This is a genomic window from Candidatus Pelagibacter bacterium nBUS_28, assembly GCF_051200915.1.
Lineage (GTDB): Bacteria > Pseudomonadota > Alphaproteobacteria > Pelagibacterales > Pelagibacteraceae > Pelagibacter.
Window position 1 is genome coordinate 1285986 of the sequence record NZ_CP172844.1, and the last position, 24065, is coordinate 1310050.

At 28.9% G+C, this 24065-nt stretch carries 32 protein-coding genes; 10 read left to right on the forward strand and 22 right to left on the reverse strand.

Translation table 11 applies throughout. The features are described 5' to 3' along the window. Positions 1-2: 2 nt before the first annotated feature. The 13 genes from glcF to hspQ all read right to left on the reverse strand — a co-directional run bounded on the left by glcF (position 3) and on the right by hspQ (position 11496). Complete coding sequence (glcF, locus tag ACIJYC_RS06810; protein ID WP_435165969.1) at positions 3-1298, reverse strand: glycolate oxidase subunit GlcF; 1296 nt, start codon at positions 1296-1298, stop codon at positions 3-5. Continuing rightward, positions 1298-2566, reverse strand: a complete 1269-nt coding sequence (locus ACIJYC_RS06815; protein WP_435165972.1) for an FAD-binding protein — start codon at positions 2564-2566, stop codon at positions 1298-1300. Before ACIJYC_RS06815 ends, glcF begins: the two co-directional genes overlap by 1 nt. Next, positions 2532-4028 carry an FAD-linked oxidase C-terminal domain-containing protein gene (locus tag ACIJYC_RS06820; RefSeq protein ID WP_435165975.1) on the reverse strand — a complete coding sequence of 499 codons (1497 nt, stop codon included), beginning with the start codon at positions 4026-4028 and terminating at the stop codon, positions 2532-2534. The genes ACIJYC_RS06815 and ACIJYC_RS06820 overlap by 35 nt, the downstream gene beginning before the upstream one ends. A gap of 5 nt (positions 4029-4033) precedes the next feature. Next, on the reverse strand, positions 4034-5197 hold the full coding sequence (locus ACIJYC_RS06825; protein WP_435165979.1) for a pyridoxal phosphate-dependent aminotransferase: 1164 nt from the start codon (positions 5195-5197) through the stop codon (positions 4034-4036). Positions 5198-5218: 21 nt separating this feature from the next. Next, positions 5219-6370: an alpha-hydroxy acid oxidase gene (locus ACIJYC_RS06830; protein ID WP_435165982.1), complete on the reverse strand. Its 1152-nt coding sequence runs from the start codon at positions 6368-6370 to the stop codon at positions 5219-5221. 7 nt (positions 6371-6377) lie between these two features. After that, positions 6378-6890, reverse strand: coding sequence for an acyloxyacyl hydrolase (locus tag ACIJYC_RS06835; RefSeq protein WP_435165985.1), 513 nt, complete (start codon positions 6888-6890; stop codon positions 6378-6380). A 5-nt stretch (positions 6891-6895) separates the two neighbouring features. Then, the gene (locus ACIJYC_RS06840; protein WP_435165988.1) at positions 6896-7264 is read right to left on the reverse strand and encodes a cytochrome c-type biogenesis protein; all 369 of its coding nucleotides are present in this window, start codon (positions 7262-7264) and stop codon (positions 6896-6898) included. Beyond that, entirely contained in the window at positions 7261-7779 is a 519-nt protein-coding gene (locus ACIJYC_RS06845; RefSeq protein ID WP_435165991.1) for a DsbE family thiol:disulfide interchange protein, read from the reverse strand. Before ACIJYC_RS06845 ends, ACIJYC_RS06840 begins: the two co-directional genes overlap by 4 nt. Further along, on the reverse strand, positions 7769-9649 hold the full coding sequence (locus ACIJYC_RS06850; protein ID WP_435165994.1) for a heme lyase CcmF/NrfE family subunit: 1881 nt from the start codon (positions 9647-9649) through the stop codon (positions 7769-7771). Before ACIJYC_RS06850 ends, ACIJYC_RS06845 begins: the two co-directional genes overlap by 11 nt. A gap of 1 nt (position 9650) precedes the next feature. Next, positions 9651-10070 carry a cytochrome c maturation protein CcmE gene (gene ccmE / locus ACIJYC_RS06855; protein ID WP_435165997.1) on the reverse strand — a complete coding sequence of 140 codons (420 nt, stop codon included), beginning with the start codon at positions 10068-10070 and terminating at the stop codon, positions 9651-9653. Between the two features lie 10 nt (positions 10071-10080). After that, entirely contained in the window at positions 10081-10287 is a 207-nt protein-coding gene (locus ACIJYC_RS06860) for a heme exporter protein CcmD (protein ID WP_435166000.1), read from the reverse strand. 17 nt (positions 10288-10304) lie between these two features. Then, positions 10305-11012 (reverse strand): heme ABC transporter permease CcmC, encoded by a 708-nt coding sequence (gene ccmC / locus ACIJYC_RS06865; RefSeq protein WP_435166002.1) that lies wholly within the window; start codon positions 11010-11012, stop codon positions 10305-10307. 163 nt (positions 11013-11175) lie between these two features. Then, complete coding sequence (gene hspQ / locus ACIJYC_RS06870; RefSeq protein WP_023649273.1) at positions 11176-11496, reverse strand: heat shock protein HspQ; 321 nt, start codon at positions 11494-11496, stop codon at positions 11176-11178. Between the two features lie 87 nt (positions 11497-11583). Here hspQ and ACIJYC_RS06875 point away from each other — a divergent pair, with 87 nt between their 5' ends. Further along, entirely contained in the window at positions 11584-12135 is a 552-nt protein-coding gene (locus ACIJYC_RS06875) for a septation protein A (RefSeq protein WP_435166005.1), read from the forward strand. Next, the gene (locus ACIJYC_RS06880; RefSeq protein ID WP_435166008.1) at positions 12128-12472 is read left to right on the forward strand and encodes a DUF2794 domain-containing protein; all 345 of its coding nucleotides are present in this window, start codon (positions 12128-12130) and stop codon (positions 12470-12472) included. Before ACIJYC_RS06875 ends, ACIJYC_RS06880 begins: the two co-directional genes overlap by 8 nt. A gap of 2 nt (positions 12473-12474) precedes the next feature. Here the strand turns inward: ACIJYC_RS06880 and ACIJYC_RS06885 are convergent, their stop codons facing one another. Next, positions 12475-13236 (reverse strand): Bax inhibitor-1/YccA family protein, encoded by a 762-nt coding sequence (locus tag ACIJYC_RS06885; protein WP_435166011.1) that lies wholly within the window; start codon positions 13234-13236, stop codon positions 12475-12477. Positions 13237-13319: 83 nt separating this feature from the next. Between ACIJYC_RS06885 and ACIJYC_RS06890 the strand changes: the two genes are divergently transcribed. The 8 genes from ACIJYC_RS06890 to ACIJYC_RS06925 are packed head-to-tail and all read left to right on the forward strand — an operon-like array spanning position 13320 to position 19364. Then, the gene (locus ACIJYC_RS06890) at positions 13320-14357 is read left to right on the forward strand and encodes an aldo/keto reductase (RefSeq protein ID WP_435166014.1); all 1038 of its coding nucleotides are present in this window, start codon (positions 13320-13322) and stop codon (positions 14355-14357) included. Next, positions 14348-14860 (forward strand): invasion associated locus B family protein, encoded by a 513-nt coding sequence (locus ACIJYC_RS06895; protein WP_435166017.1) that lies wholly within the window; start codon positions 14348-14350, stop codon positions 14858-14860. The genes ACIJYC_RS06890 and ACIJYC_RS06895 overlap by 10 nt, the downstream gene beginning before the upstream one ends. After that, positions 14860-15522 carry a putative 2OG-Fe(II) oxygenase gene (locus ACIJYC_RS06900; RefSeq protein WP_435166019.1) on the forward strand — a complete coding sequence of 221 codons (663 nt, stop codon included), beginning with the start codon at positions 14860-14862 and terminating at the stop codon, positions 15520-15522. The genes ACIJYC_RS06895 and ACIJYC_RS06900 overlap by 1 nt, the downstream gene beginning before the upstream one ends. Further along, entirely contained in the window at positions 15522-16700 is a 1179-nt protein-coding gene (locus ACIJYC_RS06905) for an argininosuccinate synthase (RefSeq protein ID WP_435166022.1), read from the forward strand. The genes ACIJYC_RS06900 and ACIJYC_RS06905 overlap by 1 nt, the downstream gene beginning before the upstream one ends. A 4-nt stretch (positions 16701-16704) precedes the next feature. Continuing rightward, positions 16705-17322, forward strand: coding sequence for a DsbA family oxidoreductase (locus ACIJYC_RS06910; RefSeq protein ID WP_435166025.1), 618 nt, complete (start codon positions 16705-16707; stop codon positions 17320-17322). Positions 17323-17376: 54 nt separating this feature from the next. Further along, positions 17377-17835: a hypothetical protein gene (locus tag ACIJYC_RS06915; protein WP_435166028.1), complete on the forward strand. Its 459-nt coding sequence runs from the start codon at positions 17377-17379 to the stop codon at positions 17833-17835. Then, positions 17835-18215, forward strand: a complete 381-nt coding sequence (locus ACIJYC_RS06920; RefSeq protein ID WP_028036046.1) for a phosphate-starvation-inducible PsiE family protein — start codon at positions 17835-17837, stop codon at positions 18213-18215. Before ACIJYC_RS06915 ends, ACIJYC_RS06920 begins: the two co-directional genes overlap by 1 nt. Before the next feature lie 6 nt (positions 18216-18221). Continuing rightward, on the forward strand, positions 18222-19364 hold the full coding sequence (locus ACIJYC_RS06925) for an FAD-binding domain-containing protein (protein ID WP_435166031.1): 1143 nt from the start codon (positions 18222-18224) through the stop codon (positions 19362-19364). Here ACIJYC_RS06925 and ACIJYC_RS06930 read toward each other — a convergent pair. Genes ACIJYC_RS06930 through ACIJYC_RS06965 form a run of 8 tightly spaced genes read right to left on the reverse strand, consistent with a single transcriptional unit; the run spans position 19361 to position 24042 of the window. Continuing rightward, positions 19361-19969 (reverse strand): MarC family protein, encoded by a 609-nt coding sequence (locus ACIJYC_RS06930; RefSeq protein ID WP_435166034.1) that lies wholly within the window; start codon positions 19967-19969, stop codon positions 19361-19363. The genes ACIJYC_RS06925 and ACIJYC_RS06930 overlap by 4 nt on opposite strands. Positions 19970-20009: 40 nt before the next feature. Further along, on the reverse strand, positions 20010-20231 hold the full coding sequence (locus ACIJYC_RS06935) for a hypothetical protein (protein ID WP_435166037.1): 222 nt from the start codon (positions 20229-20231) through the stop codon (positions 20010-20012). Between the two features lie 18 nt (positions 20232-20249). Further along, complete coding sequence (locus ACIJYC_RS06940) at positions 20250-20969, reverse strand: type 1 glutamine amidotransferase (RefSeq protein WP_435166040.1); 720 nt, start codon at positions 20967-20969, stop codon at positions 20250-20252. Positions 20970-20975: 6 nt separating this feature from the next. After that, complete coding sequence (locus tag ACIJYC_RS06945; RefSeq protein ID WP_435085832.1) at positions 20976-21104, reverse strand: DUF2256 domain-containing protein; 129 nt, start codon at positions 21102-21104, stop codon at positions 20976-20978. 2 nt (positions 21105-21106) lie between these two features. Then, complete coding sequence (locus tag ACIJYC_RS06950; RefSeq protein ID WP_435166043.1) at positions 21107-21832, reverse strand: LrgB family protein; 726 nt, start codon at positions 21830-21832, stop codon at positions 21107-21109. Further along, on the reverse strand, positions 21816-22196 hold the full coding sequence (locus ACIJYC_RS06955) for a CidA/LrgA family protein (protein ID WP_435166046.1): 381 nt from the start codon (positions 22194-22196) through the stop codon (positions 21816-21818). Before ACIJYC_RS06955 ends, ACIJYC_RS06950 begins: the two co-directional genes overlap by 17 nt. Positions 22197-22222: 26 nt before the next feature. Further along, a complete protein-coding gene (locus ACIJYC_RS06960; protein WP_435166048.1) occupies positions 22223-22552 on the reverse strand; it encodes a hypothetical protein in 330 nt (109 codons plus the stop codon). Next, a complete protein-coding gene (locus ACIJYC_RS06965; protein WP_435166051.1) occupies positions 22552-24042 on the reverse strand; it encodes a cryptochrome/photolyase family protein in 1491 nt (496 codons plus the stop codon). Before ACIJYC_RS06965 ends, ACIJYC_RS06960 begins: the two co-directional genes overlap by 1 nt. Between the last annotated feature and the right edge of the window lie 23 nt (positions 24043-24065).

Genomic DNA, 24065 nt, shown 5'->3' on the forward strand with positions numbered 1-24065 from the left:
AGTTAATTCCTTAGTAGTGCTTGTGGTTTTGGACCTCCTGTATACCAATCTAAAACCTCAATTGTATGTACAATTGGAACTTTTGTACCATGAGAAATTTGGGTAATACAACCAATATTTCCTGTTGAAATAAAATCAGGGTTTAAACTCTCAATATTATTGACTTTTTTAGAGAGTAATTGTTTGGCAATTTCTGGCTGTAAAATATTGTAAGTTCCAGCTGAACCACAACAAATATGTCCTTCTGGAATTTCAAGAATTTGATTATTAGTTTTTTCTAAAAGCGATATCGGTTGAGAGTGAACTTTTTGACCATGTTGCATAGAGCAAGCTGAATGGTATGCAACTTTATATTTCTTATTTTTTGCCTTGATATCTAATTTTAAACTTTCAAAAATATATTCTGAGATATCTCTAGTTAAACTAGAGATAACTTTTGCTTTTTTGCTTAGCTCTTTATTATCTCTAAAAATAAACCCATAATCTTTCATTGTAGTTCCGCATCCGGAGGTGTTAGATAAAATTGCATCTAGATTACCTTTTAGATGTTCATCATACCAAATGTTAATATTATTTTTAAAGTCCTGGTGAGCATCATCTTCTTTTCCCAGGTGATGATTTAAAGATCCACAGCAACGAATTTTTTTTGGAACCACTACTTCAACTCCATGTCTATTTAATAGTCTAATTGTTGCTTCATTAATTTGTGGAGAAATTTCTTTTTGAACACAACCAGTTAATAACGCAACTCTAGCAATTCTTTTTTTACCTTTAACTTTATAGATTTCTTTATTTTCAATTTGTTTTTTTGGAAAATGAGTTGGCATTAACTCCATCATGTCTTTAATTTTTGATGGCATTAAAAATTTGAAAGGCTTACTTAGTTTTACTAAAAAACTTGATAATCTAAAAATTTTTGTATTAGGAAGTGTTATTGATAAAAAATGTCTAATTAATTTGTCAAAAAAAGATCTTTCATAATTTTTTTCAATATATTTTTTCCCGTGATCAATGATATGCATATAATTTACACCCGCAGGGCATGTGGTCATACAGCTATAACAAGAAAGACATCTATCAATATGTTTAACAACTTTTTCTGTTGGTTTTTTATTATTTTCCAACATGTCTTTTATTAAATAAATCCTTCCTCTTGGTCCATCAAGCTCGTCTCCTAATAACTGATGGGTAGGACATGTAGCATTGCACATTCCACAATGAACACATTGTTTGAAGATTTTTTCTGTAGCTAAATTATCTTTATCCTCTAATTGTTTTAGTGAAAAATTTGTTTGCATTAAACTCCTCTATACATTTTTCCAGGATTTAAAATTCTTTTTGGATCAAAACTTTCTTTAATCTTTTTAGAAATTATTAGTCGAACATCGTCAATGGTAAAAATCGACTCTTCATAATCATATTCCGATGATGTTTTTATAATTGTTAAGTATCCACCAAACTCTTTGGTAGTTTTCTTAATTTCTTTAATTTTCATATTTTTTTTTTCTGGTACTTCAACCCAAAATAATGAACCACACCAATCGATATAATACTTAAATTTATTACCTAAATACTTCATCATTTTTGATCCATTGGATGGTTCAATAACTATTCTCATCAAATTATTTTTTGTATTTTCAAAAAGCTCCAAATTATTTATTTTTTTCCAAAATGGCTCTGATTGATAAGTGTCCAGCAGGAAAGTTTTAAAAGTGTTTAATTGCAACTCTTTTGTCAAAGATTTAATTTTCTCATTAATTGAAACTTTATCTCCTTCTACTCTAAATGCTAAAAATGAACTTTTAAAATCTAAATCATTAAATTTAAAAATTTTATCTCTATTTTTTAAATAATTTTCATCTTTTGGTTCTTCTGGAACAAAAGCAGCTCCTGATACTTCACTACTTGAACCTGCTATTTTATCAAATAAATCATAAATTATTTTGTCATCTTTTACATCAATCACTACTGTGTTTGAAAAACTTTTCTTTGGTAGAACTTTAAGAGTAATTTCGGTTAAAACACTCAAAGTTCCAAAGGATCCTGTTACTAATTTTGACAAATCATAACCTGTTACGTTTTTTACAACTGTTCCTCCAGATTTAATGATGTCACCTTTGCCGTTAATACCTTGAAATCCTAAAACATGATCTCTTACGCTTCCAACTTTAAATCTTCTAGAGCCAGCATAATTACATGACAAACAACCTGCAACAGTACCCTTGTTAGATTTACCGTTTTCTATAAAACCAAAATCAATTGGCTCAAATGCTAATTCTTGATTATTTTTTTCTAAAGCTTTTTCTACATCCTCTAAAGGTGTACCGGCTTTAACTTTTATATAAAGTTCTTCTGGAAAATAATCAATAATACCTGATAATTTAGAAAGTGAAATTTTATTGGATGCTTGAGTTGTATTTCCAATAAAACTTTTAGTGTTAGTGCCAACTATTTCAGTTGGTAAATTTTTTTTATAAAATTCTTTGATTAAGTTTGATGCTTCTGCCTCGTCTTTTGGGTAATAAGTATTATTAGAATCTTGGAAGATCTGGGAATTTATTTTCACTTTTGTGGACATGAACCCTTCCTTCCTCTGCACATTTTCTTAAAATAGGATAAACCTTTCCTGGATTTAATAAATTTTTTTCATCTAATGATTTTTTAATATCTAATTGTTGTTGAATATCTCTATCATTAAACATTTCACACATTAATTCTCTTTTCTCAATTCCTACCCCATGCTCTCCAGTTATAACACCACCTAATTTTACACAAAGTTTAAGAATTTCTGCTCCGAATTCCTCTGTTTTTCTTAATTGTTCTTTATCACTTCCATCAAACATTATTAATGGATGTAGGTTTCCATCACCTGCATGAAAACAATTAGCTACTAATAATTTATATTTGTCAGATAACTTTCTAATCTCTAATAAAGCTTCAGCAAGCTTTCCTCTTGGAATAACCCCATCCATGCAATAATAATCAGGAGCCATTGCTCCACAAGCTGGAAAAGCTCCTTTTCTTCCCGCCCAGAATTTTAATCTCTCTTCTTCATTTTTACTTAATTTAAGACTAGAGCAATTATTTTTTTTTGAAATTTCACTTACTTTTTTCAACAATTCATTAACTTCTGACTCTGTACCATCAAGCTCAACTATCAATAATAATTCAGCATCACGTGGGTACCCTGCTTTGCTAAAATTGTCTGTTGCTTCAATTAATGCTTTATCCATAATTTCCATACCTGCTGGAACAATCCCATTAGATATAATTTCTGATGCTGCATTTCCTCCTTCTTTAATAGATGGAAAACCAATCAATGCGGCTTTTACTACTTGTGGTTTTTTTAAAATTTTAACAATTACTTCTGTAACAACACCAAGCAATCCTTCAGATCCACAAATTAAACCCATTAAATCATATCCCTCCTGATCTAATGTCTTTCCTCCAAATCTACAAATAGTTCCATCCATTAAAACCATTTCAACTCCAAGAATATTATTTGTAGTTGTTCCGTATTTAAGAGAATGCACTCCACCAGAGTTCTCTGCAACATTACCTCCTATAGAACAAGCTAATTGGCTTGAAGGATCAGGGGCATAATAGAACCCTTTATGCTGTACCGCATGAGTTATCCCTAAATTTGTAACACCAGGTTGCGTTACTACGCACTTGTTTTCATAATCAATATCTAAAATTTTATTAAATTTTCCTAAACCTAGTATGACTGCGTCTTGCAATGGTAAGGCACCACCTGACAAACCAGTTCCAGCACCTCTAGGGATCACTTTAATATTTTCTTTATGACAATACTTTAATATCTCACTAACTTCTTTTGTGTCTTTTGGTAAAATTACCAATAATGGAGTTTGGGTATAAGCAGCAAGTGCATCTGTTTCATAAGGTTTAATTTCATCAGGATGACTTAACACATTTTCTGAACCAGAAATTTTAGATAAATTTTTTACAATTTCATCTTTACGTTTGATTGTATTTTTATCAATTTTTGGCAGCACTAGATCAGACATTACTACTAGCCTAGCATTTTTTTGATATTTTCCAATGCGTTAGAAATGTTATCTTGAGAGGCTGCAAAACTAAATCTTACATAATCTTTAGAAGTTTTACCAAAAGCAGTTCCTGGTACTATTGCAACTCCAGCTTCATGCATTGCTCTTTTACAAAATTCTGAGCCATTCATTCCAGTTCCTATAACTTTAGGAAAAGCGTAAAATGCTCCACCTGGCAAACTACATTCAATACCTGGCAAACTATTTAGCCCTTCATGAATTAATTTTCTTCTTTGAGTAAATTTTTCCATCATCTCATTTATAGAGTCATCAGGCCCATCTAAAGCCGCAATACCTGCAAACTGCGCTGCTGCATTAACACATGACACACTATTAATTAACAATTTATTAATATGCTCAACTAATTCTTCTGGCCAAAAACTCCAACCCAATCTCCAACCGGTCATTGAATAGGCTTTACTCCAACCTTCAAGAACTATTAATCTATCTCTTAATTCTGGATAGTTAAAAAATGAAGGCATTTCTTTTCTATCAAAAATTTGTCTACTATAAATTTCATCACTTAGAATTGTTACATGAGGGTATTTTTTTAGTCCCTCTGCTAATTTGTCTATTTCTGATTTTTCTACAAAGCTTCCTGTGGGATTATTCGGATTAATTAAAATTAACAATCTAGTTTTATCGGTTATCAAAGACAAAATTTTATCAGCGCTAAATTTTAAATCTTTGTCTTCTGTCAAATCATAAGGGACTGCCGTTGATCCAGTATAATTAATCATTGACTCATAAATTGGAAATGCAGGTGTTGGGTGAATGATTTCTGCCCCAGGTTCACCAAAACATTGAATGGCGTAATGCATTGTAGGTTTTCCACCTGGCATTATAATAATTCTCTCAGGATCTATATCTTGATTATAAAGTTTTTTAATTTTTCTAGTGACTGATTGTCTGCACTCAAGAATTCCATTTGAAAGAACATACCCATGATGACCATCATCTAGAGCTTTTTTAGCGGCTTCAACTATATGTTTTGGCGTTTTGAAATCAGGTTGACCAAGTCCTAGATGTATCATTGGATTTCCTGCTGCTTCTAATTTTTTAGCTTCTGCTAAAACACTGAAAGCTGACTCGGTTCCCAAACGATTTAAACTTGCTGCTAATTTCATTTTTTAATTCTCCTTAATTATTTATTTTCGATAAATTATTTTTGTTCTATTTAATTCTTTAATATTTTTGCAACCCATTAATACCATATTTCGATTTATTTCATCATGCATATTCTGCAATAGACGTTCTACACCTGCCTGACCCCCAGCACCTAGAGAAAATAAGAACATTTTACCGAAACTACACGCTGTAGCACCTGCAGCTAAAGCTTTTAAAACGTGAGTACCTCTTCTAATTCCACCATCTAAAATAATTTCAAGCTTATCACCAACTGCATCTGAAATTTCTTTTACTTGGTCAAAAGGTGATCTTGAACCATCTAGCTGTCTACCCCCATGATTTGAGATCATTATAGCAGTGCAACCAATATCAATTGCTCTTTTTGCATCTTCAACAGACATCACACCTTTTAATGCAAATGGTTTGTTCCACTTTTTTGCACAATATTCAGCGTCTTTCCAATTCATTGCCGGATCATACTGCTCGTTAATATATTGAATAACTGATTTTGAAATATTAGTTCCTTTATCTGTCTTATTTTTCACATTCGACAATTCAAATTTTCCATGCGTAAAATAATTAAATACCCATTCTGGATGCATTGCAAAACTCATTAAGCTTTGAAGTGTGAGTTTTGGAGGAGTAGTAAAACCAGTTCTGTGATCTCTTTCTCTATTTCCAGCAACTAATGTATCTACTGTTAAACACATACCGTCATAACCAGATGTTCTACATCTCTCAATTAAATCGTCTGTAATTGATTGGTCTTTATGAACATAAAGTTGAAATAATTTTGGGCCTTTTGAAATTTCAGCAATTTCCTCAATAGTATTGTTTGCCATGGTAGACATACTATAAAAGGTTCCAAACTTTTCTGCAGCTCGAGCTGAAGCTTTGTCACCATCATGATGATAAAGTCTTTGCATAGCAGTTGGAGACAAAAATATTGGCATATCAATTTTTTTACCAAAAACTGTAGTTGATAAATCAGGTTTGCCTACACTTGCCAAAACATTGGGGATTAAATCGCAATCATTAAAAGCATCGGTGTTTCTTTTTAATGTAGCTTCATCATCTGCACCACCGTCAATATAGTGAAAGATAGGTGATGGTAATTTTTTTTTTGCTAATTTTCTAAAATCATTAAAATTATAACAATCTTTTAAATTCATGTAGTTATTAAAAGTTTTTGAAAAAATTAAACATATAACTATTTGCCCCAGGATTTTTATCTCCTAAACTGGCATTAGATATGTGGTTATAAGAAAAACCCAATTTTGAACTTTGTGAAAAATCAACAGACAATTGAACTTCACTTTTAAATTCAAGCATGTGCCCAAGATCTTTGCCATCACCTTCATGATATAATCCTGGTGTAAAACTTGGAGTAATATTTAATGCTCCAATTTTGTATTGAGCTTGAACACCCGTATAGATGTAACCAGCATTATCAGCTGTAATCATTGCACCTGTAATTGGTGAAATATTACCTAAAAAAGTGTCTCGATTAAGGTTTTCATTTTGATGTTGAAAACCTATTAATGCAGATTTTTTTCCATCATCACTAAAATCAAACATACCTGAATAAACACTAAATTTAGCATCCAGATTATTATCTTTTGCTTCTTCAGCGTTAACTGCAAAAGTTAAAAGAACAAATAAAACACTTATTAAAAATTTTTTTAAAATCATAATGGCTAATTATTTTTTTTAATTATAAAAGTTTTTGCAATAATTGCACCTCCAATTAAAAATATCAATATTGGTAATAACCACAATATATAGGTGTTTTTATTAAGCTCCGGATCATACAAAATCCAACCTCCATATTTTTCTTTAAAGAAATCATAAATTTGATTTTCAGAAAAACCTTCTTCTAATTTTTTATCAATTAGAGTTTTGATACTAATTGCAAATTCAGAGTCTGAGTCGTAAACAGATTGCCCTTGACAAATTAGACATCGAAGATTTTTAGTAATTTTACTATTTATATCTTTGTTGCTTGCCTTTAAGTTGCTGAAGGAAAAAATAAATAAAAAAATAAAGGATAATTTTAATATTTTCATTTTATTAAAAAATTAATTTCATTAAATAATTTTTTGTTAAGAGGTCCAATATATCTTTTTATAATTATCCCATCTTTAATTAAAAAAGACTCTGGCACTCCGTATGCTCCCCATTCAATTGCCTTAATACCTTTATCATCAAAAATTATTTTTTTATAAGGGTTACCAAGTTCAGCTAAAAAAAATTTAGCATTAATTTTTGTATCTTTGTAATTCATACCAATTAATTCTATACTTTTACTTTGAGCTAAATTCATAAGCAAAGGATGCTCCTGTCTACACGGAACACACCATGAAGACCATATATTCAACAAATAATATTTTTCTAATTTAAAGAGTTCTGAAGAATGAATTATTTTTTTTTCATAAAATAATTTTCCATTAAATATTGGAATTTTATTATTAATTTTTGTCTTGGGAGTATAGATATTTGAATTCTGTAGACCTTTATAAAAAAATATAAAAATAATTATAAATACTGAAGTTATAAAAATTGGTAATAATTTATTTTTCATATTCTTTTTTTACAAAGCTTAATATTCCACCAATGCTAATTAAAATTACTGATATCCAAATCCACAACATAAATGGTTTAACTTGATACCTAACATTAAAAAACTCTTGGTTTTGCACAACATTAATAACAATAAATTTGTCTGATAATAAAGTGGTATTTATATCAGCTTCACTAGTAACAATATTTGGCTGATTATATATTCTTAGTTCTGGTGACAAATTCTCTATTTCACCTTTTGAGTCTTGAACAATAAATTTAGCTATTATCGATTTATAATTTTTTTCTTCTTTTTGACTGATGTTTTCAAAAACTATTTTCGTTTTTGTGTTCTCAAAAGTTTCCCCTACTTTTAAGTTTGTAATAGTTTCTGTGGAAAAAAAATTATTAAATAAAATACTTAAAATTAATAAACTAAAACCAAAGTGAGCTATATTTTGCGCTAAATTTTTAGAACCCTTGTTAAAGAAATCTTTTAGAGTAATAAAAAATAAATAAAAAGCACTCGAAATTAAAATTGTATTTATCAATAAATTAGAGCTAAAATTTTTAACAATTAAGACAGATAACAAAATTGAAATTATTAATAACGTACATAAATAAATTTTGTCTTCTAAATTTGATTTAATCCATTTTAACTTTGGTCCAATCGCCATAATCAACAAGAAAGGGATTAAAAACGGTATAATTAGTTTGTGATAAAAAGGCGGTCCTACAGATATTTTTTGGGATGACAAAACATCAAGAAAAATTGGATAAATAGTACCAATTAAAACAACTGATAAAAAATACATCATAAACCAATTATTAATTATTATAGCCATTTCCTTGCTTAACAAAAAAAAACTGCTTGAATTGTCTTTACTTGTTTTATGAAAAAAGAAAAAAATAAATAATGAAAGAAAAATTAAAGAAAATAAAAAAATTAAAATAAATAGTCCTCTTTCAGGATCATTTGCAAAAGTATGCACAGAGTTAAGAATTCCTGATCTAACTAGGAATGTACCACTCATACTAAGAGCAAATGTTGATATTGATAAAATTATTACCCAGGAGGTTAAAATTAATTTTTTTTCTAAAACAAGAATACAATGTAAAAGCGTTGTTAAAGCTAACCACGGCATTAAAGAAACATTTTCAACTGGGTCCCAAAACCAAAAGCCACCCCAACCTAACTCATAATAAGCCCAAACAGATCCCAATAAAATTCCTAGAGTTAAAAAAATCCATGAGCTTAGAACCCATTTTTTTATGTGAGACGCCCATTTTTTTGAGATAATATTTAAGGTTGTTGCGGCTAAAACTGATGAAAAAATAATAGAAGAGCCTACATAACCTAAATATAAAATAGGCGGATGAATTGCTAAAGCGGGATCTTGTAGTATTGGATTAAGACCCAAACCTTCTGTTGGTATCGGATAAATATGATTAAATGGATTTGATGTTTTGATCAAAAAAATAAAAAAACCTATAATAATAATCTGCTGAAATACTAAAGTTAAAACCCTATATTTTACTGACTGATTTCTAGTCCTTACCAAAAAAATAAGGATAAACAATGTCAAAACAAGTAGCCATAACAACAAGCTTCCTTCATGATTTCCCCAGGTTCCAGCAATTTTATAAAAAATTGGTTTAGTTGTGTGCGAGTTATTAAAAACAGTTTCATTGCTAAAATCAGATACAACAAATGAAAAAACTAAACATAAAAAGCTAATTACAACTAAAAAAAATTGCAAAAATGTAAATGATAAAATTTTAGTATCTAATACTTTAGAATTTCTGAAATTTTTTGCAGAAAGATAAAAAAGAACTAATCCAAAAAAAAGTCCTAAAAGTAATGAATAGTTTCCAATAATGCTAAATAGCATCTTATTTTTCTCCAAGTGCCTGTTTTACCTCTGGAGGCATATAATTTTCATCATGTTTTGCTAAAATTTTTGTTGCAGAAAAAAAATTTCGATCTTTTAAAAACCCTTCTGCTACTACCCCCTTACCTTCTTCAAAAAGATTTGGGATTGCTCCTGTGTAGGTAACATTTATTTCATTTTTAAAATCTGTAATTATAAACCTCATCTCAGTAGCTTTTACTAAAATAGAATCTTTTTTTACCATTCCACCTACTCTAATTTTTTTTTTATCTAATTCGGATAGAGCTTTAATTTCTGATGGTGATTGAAAGTATACTACGTTTTCTTCAAGAGATTTTAAAACAAGAAACGCTGTTAATATTAATGTAATTAGAATAAGTGCTACAAACAAAAATCTTAATTTAACTTTACGACCATACATGGTTCAAAAGTTAATTATTTGTGGCGTTAGCTAAAATTTCTTTATTTATTCTTTGTGATTTTGCAGATTTAGCTTTCTCGGAGTTTAAAGATCCAAATTTAGCTACAAATTTATTTTGTTCTTTAATAAATTGAACTTTTGTAATCAAATATAGAGCTGAAAAACTTAAAAGCGTAAAACCAAAAGCAGACAATACGTAAGCTCCGTATCCGTTCATAAAAAGTAGTTCATTTATCATAGTCTATCTAAGCCTTTATTTTTAATTTTTATCAGTTCTGTATTATATTTCATTAAAAAAATTAGCAATGAAAAAAGAGCAAATGCCGCAGTCATTATTAGTAAAGGAAAAAGCATTGATGAATGAATTGAGCTTTTTGATAAAATATTGATTGATGCTGGTTGATGAAGTGTGTTCCACCAATCTACGGAGTATTTAATAATAGGGACATTAACTATACCTAGTATGGTAATTAAAGTTGTGAACTTAAAAACCTTCTCTTCACTTTCATAAATTCTCCATGAAATTAAATACATTGCGTAAAAAAGTGCTAATATTAACATTGAGGTTATCCTGGCATCCCAAGCCCACCAGGTTCCCCATGTTGGCTTTCCCCAGATAGCACCAGTCACTAAAGCAATAATATTAAAAACAAATCCTGAAGGTGCTAGACTTTTTGCAATTAAAAAAAAATTCTTATTTTTAAAAATGAATCCACTAATGGATAAAAAAGTTATGCTTGAAAAAATACCCAGAGAAATCCATGCTGCCGGAACATGCACATACATAATTCTAACAACATCACTTTGCTTATAATCTTCAGGTGACAATATTAATGCTTCAGTTAATCCAACTGAAAGCACCATCACAAATAAAATCAGAACATATTTAGGAGCTTTAGAAGTTATCCGAAAAATCCTGTTTGGATGAAATAGTTTAAACATATTTAATTAATGATGTTTATTATGAAAAGGATTTCCGATCAAGAATGCAGAGGGAGATAATAATTTGAAATTAACGTTTAACACTCTTGATCAGAATATAAGAATAATTTACCTAATTTATATGGCTTAGATTTGAGCTAAATGTGTTTGAAAAATGATAGGTTTAGTTAGACATTTTAAAATAACTAGAGCCTTTTTTTCCTGAAAAAATCTCTTCAATTAAAGGATGTTTTATTGGCTCATCAGAGTCATCCATAAGAAGATTTTGTTCCGAAACATAAGCTTCATAAGTTATTTCGTCATTTTCAGCTAACAGATGATAAAAAGGCTGATCTTTTCTTGGTCTCACATTTTTTGGGATAGATTGATACCATTCCTCAGAATTATTAAATTCAAAATCTACATCATATATTACACCTCTAAATTCGAAGTGTTTATGTTTTACGATATCTCCAATTGAGAATTTTGCTTTTTGAATTGGCATATTTATTAGTATGGGTATTTAAAAATAAAAATCAATGCTTAAAATATTAATGTTTTGTGATGTGGCAAATATGTTAATATCTTTCTAGTGAATAAATCTTTTTTAAAATTTGTTACAGACTTTGGGCCATTAGCTATATTTTTTTTTTATTATTATAATAATGATAAAAATTTATCAGTTGCTATTCCTCCACTTATAGTTGCAACTTTAATTGCATTAGCTGTTGTATGGTTTTTTGAAAAAAAAATTCCAATGATGCCACTCATAAGCGGTATCTTAATTACATTTTTTGGTGGGTTAACTATTTATTTCAATGATCCAATATTTATTTATGTCAAACCAACAATTATAAATATTTTATTTGCCTTAGCTTTATTTTTTGGAAAATATTTTACCAAAGAACCTGTTCTCAAAAAAATTATGGGAAAGTCAATTCCATTAACTGATATTGGTTGGGAATTATTAAATAAAAGATGGATGTTTTTTTTCTTTAGTCTGGCAATATTAAATGAATGTATTTGGAGAACACAAACAGAAGAGTTTTGGGTTAACTTCAAAGTCTGGGGAATGCTGCCAATAACCATAATTTTTACAGGTTTTCAGATACCACTAATTAACAAACACAAAATTGATGCCTAGTAATTTAAAACTAGTAGTCAATAATCCTCATAAACAAAAAGAAGAAAGGCAATTTTTTGAAAGGGATGAACTAAAAATCATCTTAGATTTATATGCAAAAATGGTATCAGAAGGATCATGGAAAGATTATGGTTTAAGTATATCAAGCAAACAAGTGAGCTTTAGCGTCTTTAGAAATGCTACAGAAAATGCTTTATACAAAATTTGTAAAAACTTTAAGCCAAAGAATAAAAATCTTAGATACTTAATAACTGATACCAGTGGAAAAATCTTAAAAAACTCTTTTGACCTTAAAATGTTATTAAAAAGTACTAATTGGAAAAGGCTACAAAAATAAGATTATCTTCTTTGTCCAAACAATCTTAACAACATTATAAATAAATTTATAAAGTCTAAGTAAAGCGTAAGAGCACCCATCACAGCTTTTTTGCCCATAACTTCACCTGTATCACTTACAGCATACATGTTTTTAATCTTCTGAGTATCATAAGCTGTTAAGCCTACAAAAATTAAAACACCTAAGATTGATATTACAAAATACATCATTGAAGATTGCATGAAAATATTAACTATTGATGCAATAATAACTCCAATTAAACCCATCATTAAAAAAGATCCAAGCTTTGTTAAATCTCTTTTAGTTGTGTAGCCATAAATGCTCATTGCACCAAAAGTTGCTGAGCATATAAAGAAAACTCTTGTTACACTCATGCCTGTGTAAACTAATAAAATTGAAGACAACGATAAACCCATCAATCCTGCAAAAACCCAAAAAGTAGTTTGTGCTTTAGAAGCGCTCATCTTGTTTATTCCAAAACTCATATAAAACACTATTCCTAAAGGCGCCAACATCACAAGCCATTTTAATCCAGACATATATATTGCGTTCCCAACTGATGTTAGACCCACAATAGATCCTGCATCATTTGTAACTACTGACATTTTAAATGTAAGAAGTGCAACTATTCCTGTTAATAAAATTCCAGTTGCCATGTAATTATAAACTTTCAGCATGTAGGCTCTTAAGCCTTCATCCATTACAACTGCTGTTTGTTGAGCTGCTTTAGCTCTGTTTAATATTCCGTTTTTATCAAATTCCATAATGGGTAATATATAATAGTCTTTTACTAATTATTCAAGATACCTTAAAAGATTTAAAATATCCAAATTAAACAAAAAGCATAATGAATTATAAAAAACTAGGTAATACTGATCTCGATGTGAGCACAATTTGTCTCGGTACCATGACTTGGGGTGAACAAAACACTCAAGAAGAAGGTTTTGAGCAAATGGATTATGCTTTGGACCAAGGTATAAATTTTTGGGATACTGCTGAACTTTATGCTGTTCCACCAAGAGAAGAAACTTATGGTCATACTGAAATCATAATTGGTAATTGGTTCAAAAAATCAAAAAAGAGAGACAAGGTTATTTTAGCATCAAAAGTTGCTGGTCCCATGAGAGCTTATTTAAGAGGTGGTGGAAATAATTATGGTTTAGACAAAATGACTGGAGCCATTAATGATAGCTTAAAAAGATTACAGACTGATTATATTGATCTCTATCAATTACACTGGCCAGAGAGAAATACAAATATGTTTGGAAGACTTGGCTACGAGCATAAAGAGAATGGAAATTGGAATAAATTTGAGGATGTTCTTGGAAACTTAAAACGATTTGTAGATGCAGGAAAAATTAGAGAAGTTGGCCTGTCAAATGAAACACCTTGGGGAGTATCTAAATATTTAGAGTTATCTAAGGAAAAAGATTTACCAAGAATGATGTCTATTCAAAATCCTTATAGTTTATTAAATAGGACCTACGAAGTTGGATTAGCTGAAATATCTATTAGAGACGAGATTGGTCTCTTGGCATATTCACCATTAGCTAGCGGATATTTATCCGGAAAATATAGAAACAATCAATTACCTAAAAATTCTAGGATTGAAAGAAATCCTGGTTTTTGGACCAGATATGCAAAGCCTAATACAGAAAAAGCAGTTGATGCGTATTATAAAATTGCTGATAAATATGATCTTAATTTAGCTCAAATGTCCTTAAAGTTTTTAGAAATCCAGCCATTTGTTACCTCAGTTATTATTGGTGCAACTACAATGGAGCAGTTGAAAACAAATGTAGAAAGTGTAAATATAAATTTATTTGATGATGTCATTAAAGAAATAAATAATGTTCAAACAATTTATCCTAACCCATGTCCATAATTAAAAAAATTTTACTAATTTTACCAATAATATTAATTAGCTTTAATAGTCAGGTATCTGCAGAAGAGATAAAAAAAATTGGTAAATATAAAGATTGGGAATCAATGGTTATAACAGAAGCTGGTGGTAAAGTTTGCTTTGCACAATCTTCACCTATTTTACAAAGTCCAAAATCGAATAACAAAAGAGATGCTAAATTATTTATTTCTTTTAGACCTGCTGATAAAATTATAGACGAAATAAGTGTGACAGCAGGTTATGAATTTAATAGCAATACAGTAACAGCACAATCAGGAAAAAATAAATTTAAATTTGATATTAAAGAGCAAGGTTTTGCATGGATTGCAGACAATAAAATTGAGTTTAGAATGATTAAGAGAATGAAAAAAGGTTCACGAATAATGATAACCGGATATAATCAAAAAGGATCTCAAACTATTGATCATTACTCACTTTTAGGATTCACAAAATCATACAATTCAGCTAAAAAAAATTGTAGTTAATGATAAATAAAGATCATTTTACCTACTTATGGCCTACTTTATTTGGAAGTTTTTATAATCCCAATCATTTCGAAATAAAAGATGAATTAATCAATTATATTGAAGAATATAAAAAGAATAATCCTGCAGGTAGAAAAAGTGGTGAAAATTTTAAATTATATGAAAGTAATTATGATTTGCATCTCCAAAAAAATGAAGCTTTAAATAATCTTTTCAAAAACTTTATGGTAAAAAGTTTTTTTGAAACTGCAAAAGAGGCTAACAAGGAATATTTAAATTTAGTTGAAAAGTCTGAAATAGGTGTAACATTTACTGACTCCTGGTTTATACATTATGAAAAAGGAGGATTTGTTACACCTCATTCACATGGTCAATGTAGTTGGTGCTGTGTATATTATCTTCAAATTGGAAAAGATAGTTCTAAAATAAACGGTGGAACCTATTTTCAAAAACCCACACAAAGTCGAGGAACTTCAGATTTTGGATCATATTACAATAAGTTTTTACATAAAAATTTTGAGCCTGAAGAGGGAAAAATGTATATATGGCCAAATCATATAATGCATGGTTCGTATCCTTATGAAGGAGATAAAGATAGAATTATTATTTCTGCGAATGCACAGATATCAATTATAAAAGATGGAAAGCTGCTAAAAACTTAATGAAAAAAATAGTTTTAGCTTATTCTGGAGGCTTAGATACGTCTATTATTTTAAAATGGCTTCAAGAAAATTATGATGCAGAAGTAATATGTTATACTGCAGATGTTGGACAAGAAATTGATAGAAAAAAAATTATAACAAATGCAAAAAAATTTGGAGTTAAAAATATTATAATTGAAGATTTAAAAGACACATTTATTAAAGATTATGTGTATCCAATGATCAGAGGACACGCAATCTATGAGGGTGTTTATTTATTAGGTACATCAATAGCAAGACCACTTATTGCAAAAGATCAAATTAGAGTTGCTAAAAAATTTAAAGCTTATGCAGTTTCACATGGAGCAACTGGAAAAGGGAATGATCAGGTTCGATTTGAATTAGGATATCATTACTTTGGACCCAGTATAAAAATTATTGCCCCATGGAGAATTTGGAAATTAAAATCAAGAACAGATCTTATTAATTACGCAAAGAAACACAGGATATCTATTCCAAAGGATAAAAAGGGAGCTCCTCCTTTTTCAATTGATGATAATTTATTTCATACTTCAACAGAAGGTAAAGTGTTAGAAAATCCAAAAAATTCAGCACCTGAATTCATATTTCAAAGATCCGTTTCACCTGAAAAAGCTCCTAGTAAACCAAGCTTTGTAACTATCAATTTTAAAAATGGTGACCCATTCGGTATAAATGGGAAAAAATTTTCTCCAGCAAAATTATTAGAAAAACTTAATCAGCTTGGAGGGAATAATGGAATTGGAAGAGTTGATTTGGTTGAGAATAGATTTATTGGGATAAAATCTAGAGGAGTATACGAAACTCCAGGTGGTACATTGTTAATGCATGCACATAGAGCGATTGAGTCTGTTACTCTAGATAAGGAAACGATGCACAAAAAAGATGAGGTAATGCCAAGATATGCCGAATTAATTTATAACGGATATTGGTATTCGAAAGAAAGATTTAGACTCCAAAAAATTGTAGATCTTAAAAAGAATAAAGTAAATGGTTCAGTTAAACTAAAACTTTATAAAGGAAACATAACTATAGAGTCGAGACAAACTAAAAGCTCTGCCTATTCAATGAAAAAAGTTTCTTTTGAAGAAAACAAAACATTTAATAAATCTAATGTTGAAAGATTTATTAATTTTCATAAAAAAAAACTTCGTTCTTAAATTAATGAAAATAAATGTTTTTGCAGACACTATTTGTGGGTGGTGTTTTATTGGGCACAGAAATTTAAATGCTGCCTTAAGAAAATTTCCAGAGGTAAAGTTTGATATTAAACATATTCCATTTCAATTAAACCCAGATATGCCAACAGAGGGAATTTCTAGAGATAAATATTTAGAAATAAAATTTGGTGGAAAAGATTATGCTGCCCCCATGTATGAAAATATGAGATTAAAAGGAAACGCGTCTGATATTAATTTAAATTTAGATAAAATTAAAAAAATTCCGAATACTGTTCTTTCTCATTTGTTAATTATTTTAAGTGAACAATTTAATTTACAGAATGAAATTAAAGAAGAAATATATCAATCATATTTTATTGATGGACTTGATATTGGAGATATCAATATCTTGGTTGATATTGCTAAGGCAAATAAAATTGCAGAAAATATTTTCAAAGATTTTATTAATGAGAAAAATATTGAACTTATAAATTCAAAACTATCTACAGCTAAAGAGAAAAATATCAATGGTGTTCCTTTTTTTGAGATAGGAAAAGATTTTATTTCAGGCGCTCAAAGCTTAATTCAATTAGAAAACGTTATTAAAGCAAATTTAATCTAATATTTAGGACAATTTAACAATTGTTATAATTTTAAAAAATTATAACTTGATCTAATGGAATCGTTAAAAAACTGGATGGTAGATGCAGCAAATATTTTATTTGATGACAGTAAAAATGATCTAAGATCTTTGCCAAGATCTGTAAGATTACAAATTTTGTTAGTTTTAAGTTTTATTTGGACAACAGTTTTTAGCTTATATATTTTTTCTTACACAACCTTTGCATTTGGTTGGGCAGGGCTTTATATTGCACATATTGGTTTAATATTTGCAGTCTACATGACCTTTAAGCATTTTCATAAAGCAGAAGAAAAATCCAGCAGTGTCTTTCAAACAAAAAACTTTGACCCTTTTAAAATAATGGTAATTGTTTTTGTCGTAGTGTTTATTTTTGTCTTCTCTAAAGGAATTGAGGTATTAACTAGCCCTAATCCAAGTTCTTATTCTATTCCGTATGATGGACCAACTAAATCAGTGTTTGAAAAATGGCTTCCATTTAGTAAAGATAAGTAATGGAAAAAATAGCAAAAAACTTACAGCTTGCTTTAATGTGTATTATTTTAATAAGCACAGTAATTGCTGTTGGTATGGAAATTAAGAATATGTTTCTTAACCAATCAGTGACATTAGCAGATTTGCTTTTAATGTTTCTTTATTTAGAAGTACTTGCAATGGTAAGAGTATTTTGGGATCAACAGTCAATCAGCATAACTCTACCTCTATTAATTGCCATCACAGCTCTAGCAAGATTTATAATATTACAAGGAAAAGAAATGGACCCAACAGCATTAGTTTATGAGGCTGTTGCAATAGTTCTTATTGCAGCTGCAATTGTAATTCTAAGATTAAGACACAGTGATAAATTAGGTCTAAAAAGAAAAAAATCTAAATAATTTAATATGATGTTTGAAGCCTCAAGGGCTAAGGCCGTTGATAAATTAAATAATTTTGTAGAAAATAATTTAATTGATTATTCAAAGCTGAGAAATTTTGATTTTGGACCTAGCAATAGATCAAACATTTCCTGTCTATCTCCATACATAACACATGGAGTAATAAATGAATTAGAAGTAATTGATAAATCTCTTAAAAAATTTTCATTTTCAAAGAATGAAAAATTTATTCAAGAGGTTTTATGGCGAACTTATTGGAAAGGTTGGCTTGAACTAAGACCAAATGTTTGGTCAGATTATTTAATAGAATTAGATAATGTTAGAAATCAATTTAAAAACAATCAAAATTATTTAGATGCTATTGAGGGAAAAACAAACATAGGCTGCTTCAATCAATGGGTAGTTGAACTTAAAGAAAACAACTACCTCCATAACCATACTAGAATGTGGTTTGCCAGTATATGGATATTTACACTAGAATTACCGTGGCAGCTAGGTGCAGAATTTTTTATGCAACATCTTTATGATGGTGATGCTGCATCGAATACACTTGGTTGGAGGTGGGTAGCTGGGGTTCAAACTCAAGGCAAACATTATTTAGCAAGTGAATGGAATATAAATAAATTTACTAATAATAGATTTAAAAATATAAAACTTAATGAAAATGCCACACCAATATTCAGTGATAAAAATTATTCAGTAAATAAAAAAGATTTTTTAAATTCTGAAATTTTAGAGGATCAAAATTTATTAATATTTGAAAATAATATGACTTTTGAATTGTCTGATTTTAAAGAACATAAATTTAAAAAAATTTTGTTAGTCTTAAATAATACAAACAGAACCATTAAATTAAGTGAGAAAGTATTAAAATTTAAAGCTGATCTTTTAAGAGATCAAAAAATAAGGTTAGAGGAAAAATCAATTAATTGTGAGATTATTAACATTAATGATTTAAAAAATATTACTGAAAATATTTACGCTCTTTATCCAACTGTTGGTGAAAATTTTGATTTTATTCAGAACAATAATTTAAACAATATCAAATTATTATATAGAAAGTTAGACCAGTTTTCATGGCAATATTGCAATAAAGGGTTTTTTAACTTTAAAAATTATATTCCAAAAATTATTGCTAAATTTAATTAAGCTAAAAAGGTTTTAATACCGTCTAAAATATACTGAACACTTAATCCTACAAGAATAATAGCTACCACTCTTGAGATAACCCCAATTATTTTCTTATTTATTATTTTAGAAAACTTTGAAGCTATAAAAAAGATTATAAAAGTTATAGATAGTACAATTACCAATGAAAACATTCCTACTGTTTGATTTGTAAAATTAGTTCCAATATCTGAAACAGAAACAATTACCGAAGTTATAGCTGCTGGTCCTGCAATAATAGGTGTTGCTAAAGGAAATACACTCACGTTATCAGAATTAAGATCTATATCTTCTCCTTTTCTTTGCTGACGCTTGTCAAATAACATCTCTATTGCAATTATTAATAAGATAATTCCTCCTCCTATTGTAAAAGCTGGATAGGAAATATGTAAATAGCTTAACAGTGAGCTTCCAAGTAACGCGAAAAATAACAATATGATAGTAGCAATTATAGTTGCGCTAAATGCAACTTTAATTTTTTGCTTTGTCTCCATGTGTTGAGTAATACTCAAAAATAATGGAGTATTTCCTAATGGGTCAATTACTATAAAATATAGGAAGAAAGTTTGAATAAATATCTCTGACATCAGGTTTATCTATCTCTTTAAAAAGATTTTACAATTTAAATTAAAACCAACGTATCATTCCAATAATACCAGCTGTTGCATAAAAAAATTGCAACAAAAGTATTCCTTTATGACCTCCTCTATAAGCCCAAATTCCAATTAATATTGCTGATATAAGTAGTAAGCAGAAGCCAAAAAATTCTATTCCAATATTCAATGCAACAAACAACGAATATAAAATAGCAGTAATCACGCCTGCCCATTCAAAAAATTTATTTTTCATTTTAATTAATTAAACAAATCACAATATGGTTTTAAAATTCTCATAAAGAATTTTGGAATAGTTATTCATGTCAGACATATTATTTTTTGCAGCATTATCAAATTTTTCTAAAGCACCATCTCCCAATTGATCTTCAAGAGCTTTTTTATATTCTGGAACACATCCCCATTCATTAACTGTAGTATTTTTAATTTCAATATGAAATTGGATTCCATAAGCGTGGTTTTGGTATTTAAAAATTTGATATTTAGTTACGGGAGATGATGCTAACAAAGTTACATCTTTATTATTTTCTATTCCCTGCACCTCATATGAATGCCATTGTAAACTTTTGATTTGTTCTGGAAATTTTGAAAAAAAATTATCCTTTTCTTTTTCTTTTTTAAAATTGATATCCATAATTCCAATTTCTGGTGTACTTGATTTAACTACTTTACCGCCTACTACTTCACCTAGTAACTGACAACCAAGACAAAAACCTAAGTAAGGTTTTTTTAAATTGATAACAAATTCTTTAATTGCTTTTTTTTCTTCAATTAACCAAGGATATTCTTTTTCCATATAGGTGTCCATTGGACCACCCATACAAAACATTCCATCAAATTTACTAAGATCATTTGGAATTTTTTCACCCTCATCAAGCTCGATAGTAGTTAGTTTTGCTCCATCTGCTAACATCAAATCTTTAATGTATCCAGGATCTTCAATTTTAATGTGCTGTAAAATAATAATATTCACTAAAAGCTAGCTTAGCTTAGAGCACTTCTTGGAGCAATATTTTACTCTATCCCAATTTAGCTTCCATTTTTTTCTCCAAACAAAAGGCCTTTTACATACTGGACAAATTTTTGAAGGTAAATTTTCTTTTTTCATTATTAAATAATAAATTTAATAATAATTAAGACAAAAATTGAAGTTGCAATTCCACTTAAACCCATGGCGAGTGCAGCAAAAACCCCTGCTGTTTTATTTTTGCTCATTGCTCTTGCAGTTCCAATACCATGACTTGCTAAGCCAAAACCAAATCCACGTGCACTCATATCTTTTATATTGAAAATATTTAATGCAAAAGTTCCAAGGGAAGCACCCACAATTCCTGTAATAATTGTTATAATAGCTGTTAAAGAGGGAATTCCACCTATTAACTCAGCTATACCCATAGCTATAGGTGCAGTAACATTTCTTGGAACCATGGTTAGAATAATTTCCTGATCTAAATTAAAAAAAGAAGCTAAGTAATAAGTGATCAATATCGCAAAAGGAATTCCTAAAAAAATTGAAAATAAAATTGGTTTAATTTCTCGATAAATTAAGTTTCTTTTTTCGTAAATAGGTATTGCTAAAGCTACTGTTGCAGGACCTAACATAAAATGAATGAACTTAGCTCCATTAAAGTATCGATCATAAGTAACATCCATCATTAATAAAACAGATGAAATAATTAAAATACTAATTGCTACTGGATTTACTAAAGGATTAAGTTTTGATTTTTTATATAAATAGTCTCCCAACAAAAAAGCACCAAGAGTTAGAGTAATCCAAAACAATGGCTCTGCTTGTAAGTATACCCAAATTTTATAAAGTTTATCTTCTTTTGACATTTTTTTTCTCTAATTTAATAATCTTTTCCATAACGAAAGCGGTAAATACTAAACTTGCTAAAGTACCTATGACAATAATTGCTAAAATTTTAAATAAATTATCTCCAAGATAATTAATGTGCATCACAACACCTACTCCTATTGGTACAAATAATAATGACAGGTAGTTAATTATTTGATGAGAAGTTTCTGATACTTCTTTTTTAATTTTTTTATAGGGTGTTGATGATTTTAAAAAAAATATAAATACTAATAATAATAAAATAAGTCCAATAACAGGTCCTGGAATATTTATTTCAAAAAATTTTTGTATTGTCTCTCCAAAAAGTTGAAAAAAAAATATAATGAACAAACTTTTTAACATTTAATAGTACACTTTATTTAATAAAACTAAATTTCTCTAAAATTTTCTTTCCATTTTTTTATTGCTTCTTCCCAACTTGGTACAACATTATTCTCATATCCGTAAACAGAACCAGTTCCAATAAATCTAAAATTCTTCATTGCTAATGCGTGATGCTTACCATTTAAATAATCTATCACCTTACTCTTATTCTCCCAAGCTGTTAGGGTATGATGATATCCATTGATCTTTTTTGCATCACAAAACAAGTTTCCATTTGCTTTTCTTGCTGCAGTAAAACTTGGCATCGAATACCTCATAAATTTTAACATTCCAAAAAAACCTCTTACTTTGATGCCTGTAATAGAAATATACATTATGCGGTATTTAACTTTATAAATTTATCTGCTTCAGATAAAATCATCTTTTTTCGATCATCTTTCATTTTATCAAAAATACGAACCATCATTGATAATCTTGGATTTGTTAAAAAAAATTTTCTATTTCGATCAATAAATCTCCAATATAATCCATCCATTGTATTGCACCAATCTCCTTTTTTAAAATCCATCATTTTCATAAAATAAGCAGACCCACAGATATAAGGTTTGGTTGCAAAAATACCTCCATCACTAAATAATCCCATCCCATAAACATTTGGAACCATTACCCAGTCAGATGAGTCTACAAACATTTCCATAAACCATTTGTAAACAATCGTAGGCTTAATCTCACAAAGATTCATTATGTTAGATAAAATCATTAATCTTTCAATGTGATGAGACCATCCATGATTAACTGCATTCTGAATTGCATGATCTAACGGTGGTAAACCTGTAGTTCCTTCATACCAAGAATTTTTCATTTTTCTATTTTGTTTAAAAAAATTTCTAGTTTCCATTTCTTCTGAATAACCTTGGTAAATACCTCGCATAAACTCTCTCCAACCAATTACCTGACGAATATAACCTTCAAGTGAGTTCATTCTTATTTTGTTTTTTTTATGAAAATCTAAAATTTTTTGAATAATAAATTCAGGAGTTATTAATCCTAAATTAATATAAGGACTTAATGCGCTATGAAATAAAATATTATCTTTTTGATTAACAGCATCTTCATAATCACCAAATAAATTTGATTTTTCTTTTATAAAAAAATTCAAAAGTTTAATAACATCATCATAGTCAGTTGCTAACCAAAAATTATCAGTACTTCCAGGATGATCTTTAAATAATTTTTCTATGATGGGTTTTAATTTTTTTGTATGACTAGTCTCATTAATTTTTGGAAATTTAGGAATTAAAATATCTTTAGGAAGTTTATTTCTATTATCTTCATCAAAACTCCACTTGCCTCCAACTGGGTTTCCATCGGCACCCATTAATATTCCAGATTTCTTTCTAACTTCTTTATAAAAGGTTGCCATGAAAGGTTTTTTAGATTTTCCTAAATAATTTTTAAATTCTTCTCTCGAATTTAAGAACATAGGTGTTTGGATCATATTCCACTTAATCTTTTCTTTTTTTAGGAATTGTGAAATTTTCTTTTCAAAAAATTTATCTTCAATCTCAAAGCTTGTAATCTCTGATATTTTTTTTTGACTAATAATTTTTTTTAATTTTTTTAAATAATCATCTTTAAAGTCTTTATCTTCAATTTTTAAGTAATCTAATTTGATTTTATTTTTCTTAAGACTGTCTGCATATGATCGCATAGAAGATAAGAATAGCAGTATTTTTTGCTTATGATGATTTTCATAGGTACATAAACCGTTGTCTTCTGCCATAAAGAATAGGTGGTCTTTTTTGAAGCGGTCTAGGTATTTTAATGGAAATAATTGGTTACCAAGTATAAAAAATAATTTCATAAACAAATATAACTAATAAAAAA